Origin of the sequence: Aeromonas sp. ANP5 (assembly GCF_963870295.1) — a bacterium.
Classification (GTDB): domain Bacteria; phylum Pseudomonadota; class Gammaproteobacteria; order Enterobacterales; family Aeromonadaceae; genus Aeromonas; species Aeromonas veronii.
Map to the genome: position 1 here is coordinate 93043 of NZ_CAWMRY010000004.1, position 12031 is coordinate 105073.

Below are 12031 nucleotides of genomic sequence, written 5' to 3' on the forward strand. Positions count from 1 at the left end.
GCGCTTCCCCCTCTCCCTCTCAATAACCAAAACGCCACCGCAGGGTGGCGTTTTCATTTTGCAAATCATTTTGCCTGCCCTCTCGAAACGGGAATAACGAACAAGACAGCAAGCCATTGATAATTAACATGAAAAAATGTGGAACAGCCATTGCTTAGTGACATCAGACTCAACAGAGGGATATCGCCATGAAACCGACCACCAATCAAGCGCCCGTAGCCCACGTCGCCACTCAAAAAGAGACACTGACCCCCCGCGAAGGCACCTTCCTGATGATGGTGGCCCAACTGGTGGTGCTCACCTGCATCGTACTGGCCGCCACCGTCGGCGGCCTCTCCTGGCAGTGGACCCTGCTGCTGGCCATTCCGCCGGTGATCGGCGGCGCCCTGCTCAGCCGGGTATGGGGCAAACTGCCCCGCTAACTGCGCTTCACCTCACACACCTTCCCGAACCGGCGGCCGACCCTCAAGTCGGCCGTCTGTTTATCTGCCGCCAAGCTAATGCTGATGGGCCGCAACGAAGGCGCGGCTTGTTTTTCGTTAAGCAAACCGCAGCGACGAACCGTTCAAACAAACCGCACAAACCAACCTGAACTACAGGGTATGGCTGCCCAGCTGCTCTTTAAGAAAATCGAGCCAGACCCGCAGTCGGATATCCCGCTGGGCATCGGAGTAGAAGACCGCATTGATGGGGCGCGAGGCGCCGCTGTTGCTGCGGGACAGCACCTCCACCAGCGCGCCACTCTCCCGATCCGGCCCGGTCATGAAATCCGACAGACAGACGATCCCCTGCCCCGCCAGCGCCAGCTGACGCAAGGTTTCACCGCTGCTGGCACGCAGGCTGGGGGTGATGGCAAAGCGATCCCCCTGCTCGGCACTGAGCAGCGGCCAGTGGTTGAGGTGATCGGGATGCAAAAAACCGAGCAGCTCGTGACCGCTCAACAGATCCGCCGGTTGACGTGGGGTGCCGCGCTCGCTCAAGTAAGCAGGAGAGGCCAGCAGCCGCAACCGCGAACGGCCCAGCGGCAGCGCGCGCAGGGAGGAGTCGGTCAGCTCGCCGATGCGGATGGCCATGTCCACCCGCCGCTCCATCAGATTGATAAAGCCCTCCGAACTATGCAGCTGCAACTCGATAGCAGGGTAGCGGCGGCGAAACTCGCCGATGATCGGCACCAGCCGGTGCAGAATAAAGGGGGTGGCCGCATCGACTCTCAACACCCCTTCGGGTTGTTCCCGGCGCATCAGCAGATGCCCCTCCGCCTCGCTCATCTCGGTCAGGATCTTCACCGCCCGCTGATAGAACCAGCTCCCCTCCTCGGTCAGACTGACTCGGCGGGTGGTGCGATTGAGCAGCACGGTGGAAAGCTTCTCCTCCAGCCGCTTGATGCCACGGCTCACCACCGAGTTGTCCATACCGAGGTTCTCCGCCGCCTGGCGAAAACTGCCCGCCTCCACCACCGCCACAAACAGGGTCAGTTCATCAGAATGGGTCTTCATTGCTGTTATCCGGACAAGAGTAATGGGCCTTTATAGGCGCAGCCGCTGTGGATTGGCAAGCGTGCGGTGAGGCCAGTTCTTTTTTTCTACAGAGAAAGAACGTGACCGCGAGCCCACATCATGCCCGCGATTTGTCAGTACAATGCAGCCTGAAAAGCACCGTATGGCACCACTTGTTTCACAAGGATGAATACTATGACATTTGAAGAACGGCTGGCCGCCGCCCATCAGGAACTGGCAAGCAAAGGGGTATGGCACGCCAACTACAATCCCCCGCTGTGGAGGCTGCTGCGCAGGTTCGGTTATCCAGTTAAACCGCCTCACTATGAGGGCTGGCTAACCAATGTTCTGGTATTCGGGGTAGGCATTGGTCTGGTATGGGGCATGGCGATGTGGTTTTTCAGTTGGCACCCCATGGGGATAGATCCACTGTTTGCTCTGCGCCAAACAGCCCTGTTTGCGGGATTCTTCGGCCTGATCATGGCATCTTGGCTCTGGCTACGGCGCAAGCAGCTTAAACTGACCCCGTGGGAACAACTTGCTAAGCCCAGCGATGCTGATGATGAGGGAGACGAACTGAATGAAAGCCCATGAGAAATTGAACTATGTGGAGTTTGCGGCCAAGGATCTCGCCGCGACCAAGGCATTCTTTCAGGCCGTATTTGGCTGGCAATTTGTCGATTACGGCTCCGACTACTGCGCCTTTGCCGATGAGGGGCTGGATGGCGGATTCTATCGGGCGGATCAGTGCAGCCAGACAGCTCAGGGCGGCGCCCTGCTGGTGTTCTACAGCGCCGATATTGAAGCAACTCAAGCCAAGGTGAGCCAACACGGTGGCACCATCAGTCGCCCACTATTCGACTTCCCCGGTGGCCGCCGTTTCCACTTCGTTGAGCCCAGCGGTAATGAGTTTGCAGTCTGGGCTGAACCGGCCTGTGCGTGATGGGTTACTGGGAGAATCATCCACACGATGCGCCCAAACAATATCCATAATCAGCCGTGATCTCTTACAAATATCTAAAAATACTAATGAATAACTTGTTTTGTGATCTTGCCGATGCAATTTTTTGGACACAATGAAGTATCATCAGCATTCAATGCTAATGTCTGTTATTAGCATGATGCTGCTCTTGTATATATGTTTTTCATATCCATACATTTAATACCAACCATACAATATTTAAATACCGTTTTATCTGGAAGGGATTATGTCAAAAGCCATTCAAGGATTTGAATACGCAATAAAGGATGCTGAAGAGTTATTAGCCCATTTTGATAGTGTAAATGCAAACCCACCTCCACCAAACAGCGAAGTACTAAAACGAGCAGGACTTGTAATGGCACTCACTGCATGGGAAACCTATGTAGAAGATCGTGTTGTCGAAGAAATGCATAAAAAGCTTGCGATTGTTCAAGGTAGCTATCTTGGTGATTTTATATTAAAAAAACTTCATACAGATTTGAAAACATTCCACAACCCTAGCTCCGATAAAACAAAACGAATTTTTCAAGACTATTTAGGGTTTGATGTCACTGAAGGGTGGCGGTGGTCAAATTACGAGCCAGATAAAGCCAGATCAACATTGAATCAATGGATTAAGAAGCGTGGGGATGCTGCCCATCGCTCAAAACCTATAAACTCAGGAATTCCATCAGCTCATTTGATTAAACGTGACGAACTTGAAAAAGTAATCAGATTTATAAAAGACTTGGTGAAGGCCACCGACAACTATGTCAATGAAAAGATAGATCAGCACCATGCTTCTGTTTTTGAGAGACAACATCAGATATCAAGCTAAACAACTGAAAAAATAGTGCTGTATCTTGGCGATTCCATACTAACTACGCAAATCTAACTATCACTTGACACCGACTTTGTCGGTGTCATTTATTGGTTCCCATTGCTGCTCTCCCCTCAATACTGTTTTGCGACCAGCACCCTGTTTCCAGCAAGGCACGGCAGGCATACTGACCCTTCGTTTTTGCCAAGGAGGTTCAGATGTCATCACCCGTGATTGTGATTGCCCAGCTTGAAGCCAAACCCGAATTCGCCCCCCAGTTTCGCGCCGCCCTTGAGCCGCTGATTGCGGCCACCTTGCAAGAGGCGGGCTGCCAGCGCTATCAGTTGCATCAGGACTTGGACAATCCAAACAGCTGGATGCTCTACGAGGTGTGGGAGAGCGAAGCGGCCCTCACCGCCCATCAGGGTCAGCCCCACTTTACCGAATTTGTCGCCAAGGCCGAGCCTTGGTTTGCCAGCAGCACCATTCGCCGCTATCAGCCGCTGGGCGCCTGACTGGCCTCTGAGCCACTTTCCACTTAGCCCATCAAGGGCCAACCACCACCCCATTGAGGAACAAGATGATCAATATGCCACCCATGGGTCTGGGCACTTTCCGCCTGAAAGGCGAGCCGCTGCTTGCCACCCTGACCAACGGTCTGGAGCTGGGCTATCGCCATATCGATACCGCCCAGATCTATGACAATGAAGCCGAGGTCGGCGCCGTGCTGACCCGCAGCACTGTTGCCCGCCACGAGATCTACCTGACCACCAAGGTGTGGACCAGCGAGTTTGGCCCGGGCAAGCTGATCCCGAGCCTTGAGGTGAGCCAGGAAAAACTGGGCACTGACTATCTGGATCTGGCGCTGATCCACTGGCCCTCCCCCAAGGATGAGGTGCCGATGGCAGTCTATCTGGAGCAGTTGGCAGAGGCTAAGGCCCGGGGCCTGACCCGGGAGATCGGGGTCTCCAACTTCACCGTGGCCCAGCTCAAACAAGCTATCGAGATTTTGGGGCCTGGGGCCATCGCTCACCAGCAAATCGAAGTTCATCCCTTGCTGCAAAACCGCAAGGTGGTCGAGTTCTGCAAGGCCCAGGGTATCGCCGTCACCGCCTATATGCCGCTCGCCTATGGCAAGGTGCTGAGCGAGCCGCTGCTGATGGAGATTGGCCAGCGCCACGGGGTATCGGCGGCGCAGGTGTCGCTGGCCTGGCTGCTGGCGCAGGACATGACAGTGATCCCGAGCTCCACCAAACGGGAGAATCAGGCCGCCAATCTGGCCGCTCTCGATATCACCTTGAGCAGCGAGGAGATGGCCGCCATCGCCACGCTGGATCGGGGCGAGCGCTGCGCCAATCCCGACTTTGCCCCCGCATGGGACTAACGCGAAAAAAGGGCAGGTTCTGCCGACCAGCCAGATAAAACAGGGAGAGCATCATGCTCTCCCTGTCTCTTTTCTTGCCTCACGCTTTGCAGCGCTTGCTGAACGTCCAGCCGCCATATTGATGCCAGATGCAGCCCCGCAATCAGGGCGCGTTCTGGCAAAGGGCGGGATCGAACACTTGCTTCCAGTCTGATTTCATATCGACCACCACCCAGCCCCGAGCTTTTGCCTGTGCCAGCCCGTCGATCAGCTTGCCGCTGGCTGGTGGATGACTGTCATAGGCGTATTCGCGCTTGGCATCGGTGTGGTGCACCAGCAGGCCGAAGGTGTGGTAATCCGGGTTGGTCGAGGTGTATTGCAGCATGGGCACGTCGCCATCGCTGTTACCAAAAGCGCCGACCGGACGCTGCCCCATAAAGAGGTGAATGGCGGCCGGTTTCGCCTTGCTGTCATCGAAATAGGCGCCGTTCATGGTCTTGCGGATCTCGCTGCTCTCCCCGGTCAGGGCAAACTCGCCGAGGGTAAAGGAGCCAATCACCTGCTGGGGCGGGATGCCATACATCTGCTCGGACATCACCCGCATAAAATCGACGCCGCCGCCGGAGACAATCCAGGTCTGGAAGCCATTATCCCGCAGATACCCCAGCAGCTGCTTCATCGGCAGGTAACCGAGCTGATCGTAGTGGCAGCCAAAACGGGGATCCTTGCTGCTGTTGACCCAGCGAGTGACCCGCTCGGCAAACTCGGTGGTGGTCATGCCGCTGTGGGTCAGTCCCACCAGCTTGGCGAGCCCCTTCTCCCCCGATTTGGCCACGGCCTTGAGGTCGTTGTTCAGCACTGCCGTGACGATGGGGTCGGCCTTCCACTCCGGGTGTTCCGGCGCCAGGCGCTTGATCTCGTCCATCGCAAACTGCAGCTGATAGGTCATGGGCACTTCCGGCCAGAGGGTGCCGTCATTGTCAAACACCACATGACGCTTCTCTGGCGGAATAAAAGTGGCCTGCTGCTGATCGGTGGCATTGGTCACCCAGCGGGTGATCGCCTGCTTGGCCGCCGTGTCATTCCAGGCAGAGAGGGGATCGCTCTGGCCGGCCTGTACCGCAAAGGCACCGCACAGCAGCAAAAGAGAGGAGAGTCGGTTCAATGTCATCATGTTACCTGTCAGCTGGATATTGCCTGTCTATTGCCTGTAGATGAAAGCGCACGGCCATCACAACACCGGCGCGCATGGGTTCAACACACGAGGGTTTCACAGGGAAAATCCTATGGCGGCCAGCTTGTACTGGAGCTTAAGCAAGCTCAGCAAAAGAGCAGCGTTCATACCGTTCTGCGAGGCAGATCACTGCGTTGCGCTCACGCCGCGGGCAACACAATCTCCTCCCACTCATCGCCATTGCTGCTGATTTGGCAAAAGTAATTTGCTGTCACCGTCATTTTTGCCAACAAAACCCATCGGCATACTGGCGCCATTCTCCCGTCGGGAGTCCCTAACCAAGGAGTTGTTATGCCACTGGCGTTATTTGCCCTTACCCTGAGTGCCTTTGCGATAGGCACCACCGAATTTGTGATCGTGGGGCTCATCCCTACCATCGCCGAGCAGCTCAATGTCTCGCTCCCCTCGGCGGGCCTGCTGGTCAGCCTCTATGCCCTTGGCGTAGCCATCGGCGCCCCCGTGCTCACGGCGCTCACCGGCAAGGTGCCGCGCAAGTGGCTGCTGGTAGGGCTGATGGCGCTCTTTACCGCCGGCAACCTGCTGGCCTGGCAGGCCCCCGGTTACGAGAGCCTGATTGTGGCCCGCATCCTCACCGGATTGGCGCACGGAGTCTTCTTCTCGGTGGGCAGCACCATCGCCACAGGTCTTGTGGCCAAAGAGAAGGCGGCGAGCGCCATCGCCATCATGTTCAGCGGCCTCACCGTGGCGCTGGTGACCGGCGTACCGCTCGGCACCTGGATTGGTCAGGTCTTTGGCTGGCGTGAAACCTTTCTGGTGGTAAGCCTGCTCGGCCTCGTCGCCATGGTGGGCAGCCTGCTGCTGATCCCGGGCAACCTGCCCAAGGGGGCAGCCTCGACCATCCGCGAGCAGCTTTCGGTACTGACCAAAAAGCCGCTGCTGCTGGTCTACGCCAAAACCGCCCTCGGTTATGGCGGCGCCTTCACCGCTTTTACCTTCCTCGCCCCCATCCTGCAGCAGGTGAGCGGCTTTAGCGCCGGTGCGGTGAGCCTGATCCTGCTGGTCTACGGGGTATCGGTCGCCGTCGGCAATATCTGGGGTGGCAAGCTGGCCGACAAGATGGGCCCCCTGCCGGCGCTCAAGTTGCTGTTTGCCGGTCTGGCGCTGGTGCTGCTGACCCTCACCTTCACCGCCCCCCATCCGGTGCTGGCGGTGCTCACCGTGCTGGTGTGGGGCGCCTTTGCCTTCGGCAACGTGCCGGGTCTGCAAGTACTGGTGGTGAAGCAGGCCGAACTGCACACCCCCAAGGCGGTGGATGTGGCATCGGGCCTCAATATCGCCGCCTTCAACGTCGGCATTGCGCTCGGCTCCGTGGTTGGTGGCTTGGTGGTAGAGCACCTCGGCCTGATGCACACCCCCTGGATCGGTGCCCTTATCGTGCTGCTGGCCTACGGACTGACCCATGTCAGCGAGCGCCGCGAAGCCCTCCGGCTCGCCGCCTGTCAGGCATAAGCTGCGCCAGCAGGCGTCACGCAAGGGCGTGGCGCCTGCTGCAATCGGTGCGGCAGGCTTCTATGCTGTGACACAGCGCCAACCCGGCAACCATTTCAGCAACGGTTTCATTAACCAAGCCTGTCATCCTCGCATCATTTGCCACGGAGTCTGTTATGAAGGTGCTTATTGTCTATGCCCATCCCGAACCCAAAAGTTTCAACGGTGCCCTCTTCTGCCACGCCATCAGGGCGCTGGAGCAGGCGGGTCACACAGTGATGACCAGCGATCTCTATGCCATGGGCTTTGATCCCGTCTCGGATCGGCGCAACTTCACCGCCGCCAGCGATCCCGATTTTCTCAAGCTGCAGCTTGAAGAGCTGGCTGCCACCGAGCAGGACAGCTTTGCCCCGCAGTTGGAACAGGAGATGCAAAAGCTGGAGGCGGCCGATCTGCTGATCTTCCAGTTTCCGCTCTGGTGGTTTGGCCTGCCCGCCATTCTGAAGGGGTGGGTGGATCGGGTCTTTGCCATGGGGCGGGTTTATGGTCAGGGCCATATCTACGAGAGCGGCAAGTTTCGCGGCAAGCGGGCATTGCTGAGCCTCACCACCGGCGGCCCTGCCGAGACCTATCTGCCCGACGGCTTCAACGGCGATATCGACGGGGTGCTGCGCCCCATCCAGCGCGGGATCCTGCAATTTGTCGGCTTCGACGTGCTGCGCCCCCATATCTGCTATGCCCCGGTGCGGGTCTCGCAAGAAGAGCGGGAAGCCTGGCTCGCCCAGTGGGCCGAGCGCCTTGGCCAGATTGAGCAGGAGTCCCCCATCGCAGTAGGCCGCTACCAGTAACAGCTGCCCCCCCAAAACAGAAAAACAGCGAGCGGCCCCCGGCCGCTCGCTGTTTTTCACGCTCTGTCGTTATGGTTTTTGTTATCCGTGGGCAAGCCTTATGCCGCCTGTTGCACGCCTGCTTTGCCGGTCACCGCCCGTTTGAGCCAGTAGTCGAGGCTGACATAGCGACCCCCGCCGTAAACCAGCAGCACCAGCAGCATCACGAAGTAGGTGGCGGCAAACTCCATCCCGTTGTTGAGCATCACGGGATCCCCGAGCTCGGTGATGTAGTTGTAGCGACCGGGGAAGTTGGCGGCCAGCCACTCGATAAAGCCGTTGAGGCGCACAGTGGCCTCCATGCTGCCGGTGGCGATGGCATCCCAGCCGTGCTTCCAGTGCACCATGGCGCTTGCCACGCTCATCAGAAAGATGGTGGGAATGGCCATGATGCGGGTAAAGAGGCCAAGGGCGATGCAGATGCAGCCCAGCACCTCGGTGCCCGCCGCCAGAAAGGCGAGCAGGGTCGGGAACGGCAGGTTGAGCCCCCCTTCCGAGACCGGGGCCCCAAACCAGGCGACCGTGCCGGCAAAGCCCATCACCTTGGAGTGGGCCCCCACATAGATGACCGGAATGAGATAGAGGCGAATGGCCAGCAGGGCCAGAAAATCGAGCCGCTTGCACTGGGCCACCGCCCGCTCGTACCACTGGATCAGGGTGTTGTTCATGGGAATTCTCCTTGGTGTTTGCTAAATGAGGGCAAGGGAGTGCCAGGCTGACGCTCACCGACGGGCAAGGTCAACAGACCCAGCCGGTGAAAATGGCGCGCCCACTCGATCAGATCAAAGTCGCTGCGAACCTGTTGCAGCTGTTGCTGGAACACGGCTTGGGTGATCCCCGGCTGCTGTTGCAGCAGCTGGATCAGCGCCATGTCCCATTCGCGCAACCGCTGGGTCACTACCTGATGATCCGGACTGCGAAACAGGCCATAGAAGTGGTTGCCCTGCCGGGTCGGCACCACGCCGCTGCGACGAATGGCAAAGGGGAGCTCAAGCAGTTGCAGGGTGGGATTGAGCACAAACGAACTCTCCGCCGTCACCTCCTCCCCCGGCAACACTTGCAGCACCACCCCTTGGTCAATCTCGACACAGAGGCAGGCCCACTCGTACTCCAGCAGCGCCAACCGCTGCCTGGGCCAGTTGAGAGAGCCCTGACCGTGGCGATGCTGCACATAGCGGACAAACTCGGTGGCGATATGGTGAAACTCGGGAGCCTCGGCGCCGTGCGCGATGACAAAGCCCTCCACCAGCTGCCACCTGTCCACCGGCGCCCAGTGAGCGTGGGTGAGCGGAAAGGTACTCTCCAGCACCGACTCCACATTGGCGCGCACGCTGCGGGCATAGTGGCTGGCGATGCCATCCTGCGGCAGCCGCACCCGGCGCGCCAGCCAGGCGGTCTGCTGCTGCATCCGCTGCGGCGCCGTTTTGGGCGCAGTGATCAGAGCTAACCGTCTATCCATAGCGCACCTCCCCCACCTGACTGTCGATCACCTCGCAACAGGCGCCGTGCACCCGCGCCAGCTCGGCCTCCAGCTCTGCCAGCGGTGGCAGATGGTGATCCCGCTCCAGCAGCAGGGGGCGCAGGCCGTGGGTCTGCACCGTATAACGGGCCAGCGCCACCACCTCCTCGCACACCGGTTTACCATGGGTATCCAATAAAGTGCCGTCCGCCTCTTCCAGATGACCGGCGATATGGAAGTAACGGATCGCATTGCCCGGCAGCCCGGCGATCATCCGCTTGGGGCAGTAACCGTGGTTGCGGCTGTTCACAAAGACGTTGTTGATATCGAGCAGCAGCTCGCAACCGCTGCGCGCCACCAGCTCGGCGAGAAAATCCTCCTCCGGCATCTCGTGGTCATAGCCGTGGTAGTTGGAGATATTTTCCAGCACCAGCGGGCGGGCCAGCGCCTCCTGCACCTGCTCGATCCGCTCTGCCAGATAGGGAATGTTCTCCCACTGGCGCGGCACCGGTAAGAGCTCGTAGAGATAACCCTGCTGGTCGCGGGAAAAGCTCAGGTGCTCGCTGTAGATCCCGATACCGAACTCGTCCAGAAAGGTGCGGATCTGGCTGAGCAGGGTGCGATTGAGGGGCTGGCAATCGCCGAGGGAGAGGCTGAGGCCGTGGGCCACCAGCGGGTAACGCTCGGCCAGCTGATGCAGCTGCGCCCGCTTGGCGCCGCCGATGGCCATCCAGTTCTCCGGCGCCAGCTCGAGAAAGTCGATGCCGGGGCGGACGGGGCCGGAGCAGAGCGCATCCAGATGCTCCTGCCGCAGCCCGATCCCCCGACTGCGGGAGCTTATTGGCCGCATACCCCCTCCGTCATCTTGCTGCCGTTGTTGGAACCGGATCTGTCGCCATCAATCCCCTCTCCCGCCACGCCACACTTGCCGTCACGGGCGCGCACCAGCCGCCCCTGCGGATCGCTGTCTAAAGCCTGTTTTTCGAAGCGCTTCTCGGTGCCGCACTTGCCCGCCGCGCACTTGCCGCCGTGCTGTTCGCTGGGGGCGGCTTTTACCGGCGCATCGCTCGGGGTGGCCGCCAGCGCCAGCCCCGGTGTCAGGGCAATCAGGCTGGTCATGGCGATGGAGAGGGTCAGTTTGCCGGTGGTTTTGTTGCTGCTTGAGTTACTCATGGGCGGACTCCTTGACGGATGAAACGGGGTAACTGGAGAGATCGCGGGCGGCCACGATCTGGCCGTGGAACTGCTGTTTGACGATGGCCATCGCCTCTTTCTTGTGATTGAGGCCAACCCCCATCCAGTGGTTGAGCACCAGCAGCTTGGGGTTTACCTCGGCGGCAATTTTGGCCACCACAGATGGCTTGGCATGAAGCGAGGCGGAGACAGGGTCGGCCCCTTCGTGGATGGCGAGCGGCATCACCAGAATGTCGGCCCCCTTGGCAAACGGCACAAAGGCCGGGTTGCTGCCGTTCTGATCCGCCGAGATAACGATGGCTCCCTCGGCGCTCTCGATGCGATAGGCCAGACAGGGCACGTCACCGTGAGGAATGCCGAGCGCCGTGATGGTCAGCCCATCCTGCTGATAGACGGTGTGGGGCCGCGGGCTCTGGTAGGGCACATCGTGCAAGGTGATGGGGAAGAGGCCATCGGTGCCATCCTTGAAGCCGCTCAGGTAGGCATAAGCGCCCTTGTCCTTGTTGAAGAGGGCATCAAAGTAGCCGCTCATGCTGGGGAAGGCCGAGCCGGCCTCTGGCCCCGCCAGATCCAGCGGATCGCTGCGCTCGAAGAAGTAGGCTCCCTTGAGCAGGGCGGGCAGGTCGGTCACATGGTCGGTGTGAAAGTGGGTGATGCCGATAAAATCGACCTCTTCGAGCTTGGCCCCCGCCTGGCCGAAGCGCAGGTAGACGCCGCCACCGGCATCGATCAGGATGCGGGATTTCCCCTTCCACCAGATCACCTCGCTGGAGGAGGCACGCAGGTCGTCGGAGATGGGGCCGCCACTGCCGAGCACCTGCAGGGTGAAGGTTTTATCCAGTGGCGTCAGTTGTACCGGTTCGGCACAGGCCGGGGCGACGGTGAGCGCGCACCCGATGGCCAGCGCCACCGCTTTCAATGTCTGTTTCATATTGATTACCTGTCGGTTGGTTGTCGGTTGAAAGTGTGTCGTTTAAAGAGGGGGAGAGAGGGGCCGATGGCGACGAGTGAACGCCAGCCACCGGCCGTGGCGGGGCGCGAACCCCCGCCGTCAGTTGCCGTCCCGTTCGTCCGCCTGCCAGCGCGCTTCCAGCCAGAGCAGGTTGCACAGGCCCAGCAGCAGGGCGAATCCGAGACCCAAAATCCAGGTGAAGTACCACATAGCAGA

16 protein-coding genes are annotated in these 12031 nt (G+C 59.4%); 8 read left to right on the forward strand and 8 right to left on the reverse strand.

Going from position 1 to position 12031, the window contains the following annotated elements:
* Positions 1 to 188: 188 nt before the first annotated feature.
* Positions 189 to 422, forward strand: a complete 234-nt coding sequence (locus tag AACT07_RS04125) for a hypothetical protein (protein WP_019446771.1) — start codon at positions 189 to 191, stop codon at positions 420 to 422.
* Between the two features lie 171 nt (positions 423 to 593).
* Here AACT07_RS04125 and AACT07_RS04130 read toward each other — a convergent pair whose 3' ends face one another.
* Positions 594 to 1496, reverse strand: coding sequence for a LysR substrate-binding domain-containing protein (locus tag AACT07_RS04130; protein ID WP_069526683.1), 903 nt, complete (start codon positions 1494 to 1496; stop codon positions 594 to 596).
* 195 nt (positions 1497 to 1691) lie between these two features.
* Here AACT07_RS04130 and AACT07_RS04135 point away from each other — a divergent pair, with 195 nt between their 5' ends.
* The 5 genes from AACT07_RS04135 (at position 1692) to dkgB (ending at position 4661) form a co-directional block, all read left to right on the forward strand.
* Complete coding sequence (locus AACT07_RS04135) at positions 1692 to 2090, forward strand: DUF6404 family protein (RefSeq protein ID WP_069526684.1); 399 nt, start codon at positions 1692 to 1694, stop codon at positions 2088 to 2090.
* Positions 2077 to 2439 (forward strand): VOC family protein, encoded by a 363-nt coding sequence (locus tag AACT07_RS04140; protein ID WP_069526685.1) that lies wholly within the window; start codon positions 2077 to 2079, stop codon positions 2437 to 2439. Before AACT07_RS04135 ends, AACT07_RS04140 begins: the two co-directional genes overlap by 14 nt.
* A gap of 265 nt (positions 2440 to 2704) precedes the next feature.
* A complete protein-coding gene (locus AACT07_RS04145; RefSeq protein ID WP_082044030.1) occupies positions 2705 to 3295 on the forward strand; it encodes a HEPN domain-containing protein in 591 nt (196 codons plus the stop codon).
* A 200-nt stretch (positions 3296 to 3495) separates the two neighbouring features.
* Positions 3496 to 3792: a putative quinol monooxygenase gene (locus AACT07_RS04150; RefSeq protein ID WP_069526686.1), complete on the forward strand. Its 297-nt coding sequence runs from the start codon at positions 3496 to 3498 to the stop codon at positions 3790 to 3792.
* 65 nt (positions 3793 to 3857) lie between these two features.
* Positions 3858 to 4661, forward strand: a complete 804-nt coding sequence (dkgB, locus tag AACT07_RS04155) for a 2,5-didehydrogluconate reductase DkgB (protein WP_069526687.1) — start codon at positions 3858 to 3860, stop codon at positions 4659 to 4661.
* A 142-nt stretch (positions 4662 to 4803) separates the two neighbouring features.
* On the opposite strand, the gene AACT07_RS04160 is transcribed toward dkgB, so the two are convergent.
* Positions 4804 to 5814, reverse strand: coding sequence for an HAD family hydrolase (locus AACT07_RS04160; protein ID WP_253182222.1), 1011 nt, complete (start codon positions 5812 to 5814; stop codon positions 4804 to 4806).
* Positions 5815 to 6165: 351 nt separating this feature from the next.
* On the opposite strand from AACT07_RS04160, the gene AACT07_RS04165 reads away from it, so the two are divergent.
* Both AACT07_RS04165 and AACT07_RS04170 read left to right on the forward strand, forming a co-directional pair.
* Positions 6166 to 7344, forward strand: coding sequence for an MFS transporter (locus tag AACT07_RS04165; RefSeq protein ID WP_069526689.1), 1179 nt, complete (start codon positions 6166 to 6168; stop codon positions 7342 to 7344).
* A gap of 155 nt (positions 7345 to 7499) precedes the next feature.
* On the forward strand, positions 7500 to 8171 hold the full coding sequence (locus AACT07_RS04170) for an NAD(P)H-dependent oxidoreductase (protein WP_021230665.1): 672 nt from the start codon (positions 7500 to 7502) through the stop codon (positions 8169 to 8171).
* Positions 8172 to 8269: 98 nt separating this feature from the next.
* Here the strand turns inward: AACT07_RS04170 and AACT07_RS04175 are convergent, their stop codons facing one another.
* From AACT07_RS04175 to cydX, 6 genes are all read right to left on the reverse strand, one after another.
* Entirely contained in the window at positions 8270 to 8878 is a 609-nt protein-coding gene (locus AACT07_RS04175) for an HvfX family Cu-binding RiPP maturation protein (protein ID WP_005337566.1), read from the reverse strand.
* Positions 8875 to 9669 (reverse strand): HvfC/BufC family peptide modification chaperone, encoded by a 795-nt coding sequence (locus tag AACT07_RS04180; RefSeq protein ID WP_069526690.1) that lies wholly within the window; start codon positions 9667 to 9669, stop codon positions 8875 to 8877. Before AACT07_RS04180 ends, AACT07_RS04175 begins: the two co-directional genes overlap by 4 nt.
* Positions 9662 to 10519 (reverse strand): DUF692 domain-containing protein, encoded by an 858-nt coding sequence (locus tag AACT07_RS04185; RefSeq protein ID WP_069526691.1) that lies wholly within the window; start codon positions 10517 to 10519, stop codon positions 9662 to 9664. The genes AACT07_RS04180 and AACT07_RS04185 overlap by 8 nt, the downstream gene beginning before the upstream one ends.
* Positions 10507 to 10842: a hypothetical protein gene (locus AACT07_RS04190; RefSeq protein ID WP_069526692.1), complete on the reverse strand. Its 336-nt coding sequence runs from the start codon at positions 10840 to 10842 to the stop codon at positions 10507 to 10509. Before AACT07_RS04190 ends, AACT07_RS04185 begins: the two co-directional genes overlap by 13 nt.
* Positions 10835 to 11794, reverse strand: coding sequence for an MBL fold metallo-hydrolase (locus AACT07_RS04195; protein ID WP_069526693.1), 960 nt, complete (start codon positions 11792 to 11794; stop codon positions 10835 to 10837). The genes AACT07_RS04190 and AACT07_RS04195 overlap by 8 nt, the downstream gene beginning before the upstream one ends.
* Before the next feature lie 120 nt (positions 11795 to 11914).
* Positions 11915 to 12025, reverse strand: coding sequence for a cytochrome bd-I oxidase subunit CydX (gene cydX, locus AACT07_RS04200; protein ID WP_005337572.1), 111 nt, complete (start codon positions 12023 to 12025; stop codon positions 11915 to 11917).
* Positions 12026 to 12031 lie beyond the last annotated feature (6 nt).

Coding starts and splice junctions, on each gene's coding strand:
- AACT07_RS04125 (WP_019446771.1), top strand. CDS start 189: ATGAAACCGACCACCAATCAAGCGCCCGTAGCCCACGTCGCCACTCAA.
- AACT07_RS04130 (WP_069526683.1), bottom strand. CDS start 1,496: ATGAAGACCCATTCTGATGAACTGACCCTGTTTGTGGCGGTGGTGGAG.
- AACT07_RS04135 (WP_069526684.1), top strand. CDS start 1,692: ATGACATTTGAAGAACGGCTGGCCGCCGCCCATCAGGAACTGGCAAGC.
- AACT07_RS04140 (WP_069526685.1), top strand. CDS start 2,077: ATGAAAGCCCATGAGAAATTGAACTATGTGGAGTTTGCGGCCAAGGAT.
- AACT07_RS04145 (WP_082044030.1), top strand. CDS start 2,705: ATGTCAAAAGCCATTCAAGGATTTGAATACGCAATAAAGGATGCTGAA.
- AACT07_RS04150 (WP_069526686.1), top strand. CDS start 3,496: ATGTCATCACCCGTGATTGTGATTGCCCAGCTTGAAGCCAAACCCGAA.
- dkgB (WP_069526687.1), top strand. CDS start 3,858: ATGATCAATATGCCACCCATGGGTCTGGGCACTTTCCGCCTGAAAGGC.
- AACT07_RS04160 (WP_253182222.1), bottom strand. CDS start 5,814: ATGATGACATTGAACCGACTCTCCTCTCTTTTGCTGCTGTGCGGTGCC.
- AACT07_RS04165 (WP_069526689.1), top strand. CDS start 6,166: ATGCCACTGGCGTTATTTGCCCTTACCCTGAGTGCCTTTGCGATAGGC.
- AACT07_RS04170 (WP_021230665.1), top strand. CDS start 7,500: ATGAAGGTGCTTATTGTCTATGCCCATCCCGAACCCAAAAGTTTCAAC.
- AACT07_RS04175 (WP_005337566.1), bottom strand. CDS start 8,878: ATGAACAACACCCTGATCCAGTGGTACGAGCGGGCGGTGGCCCAGTGC.
- AACT07_RS04180 (WP_069526690.1), bottom strand. CDS start 9,669: ATGGATAGACGGTTAGCTCTGATCACTGCGCCCAAAACGGCGCCGCAG.
- AACT07_RS04185 (WP_069526691.1), bottom strand. CDS start 10,519: ATGCGGCCAATAAGCTCCCGCAGTCGGGGGATCGGGCTGCGGCAGGAG.
- AACT07_RS04190 (WP_069526692.1), bottom strand. CDS start 10,842: ATGAGTAACTCAAGCAGCAACAAAACCACCGGCAAACTGACCCTCTCC.
- AACT07_RS04195 (WP_069526693.1), bottom strand. CDS start 11,794: ATGAAACAGACATTGAAAGCGGTGGCGCTGGCCATCGGGTGCGCGCTC.
- cydX (WP_005337572.1), bottom strand. CDS start 12,025: ATGTGGTACTTCACCTGGATTTTGGGTCTCGGATTCGCCCTGCTGCTG.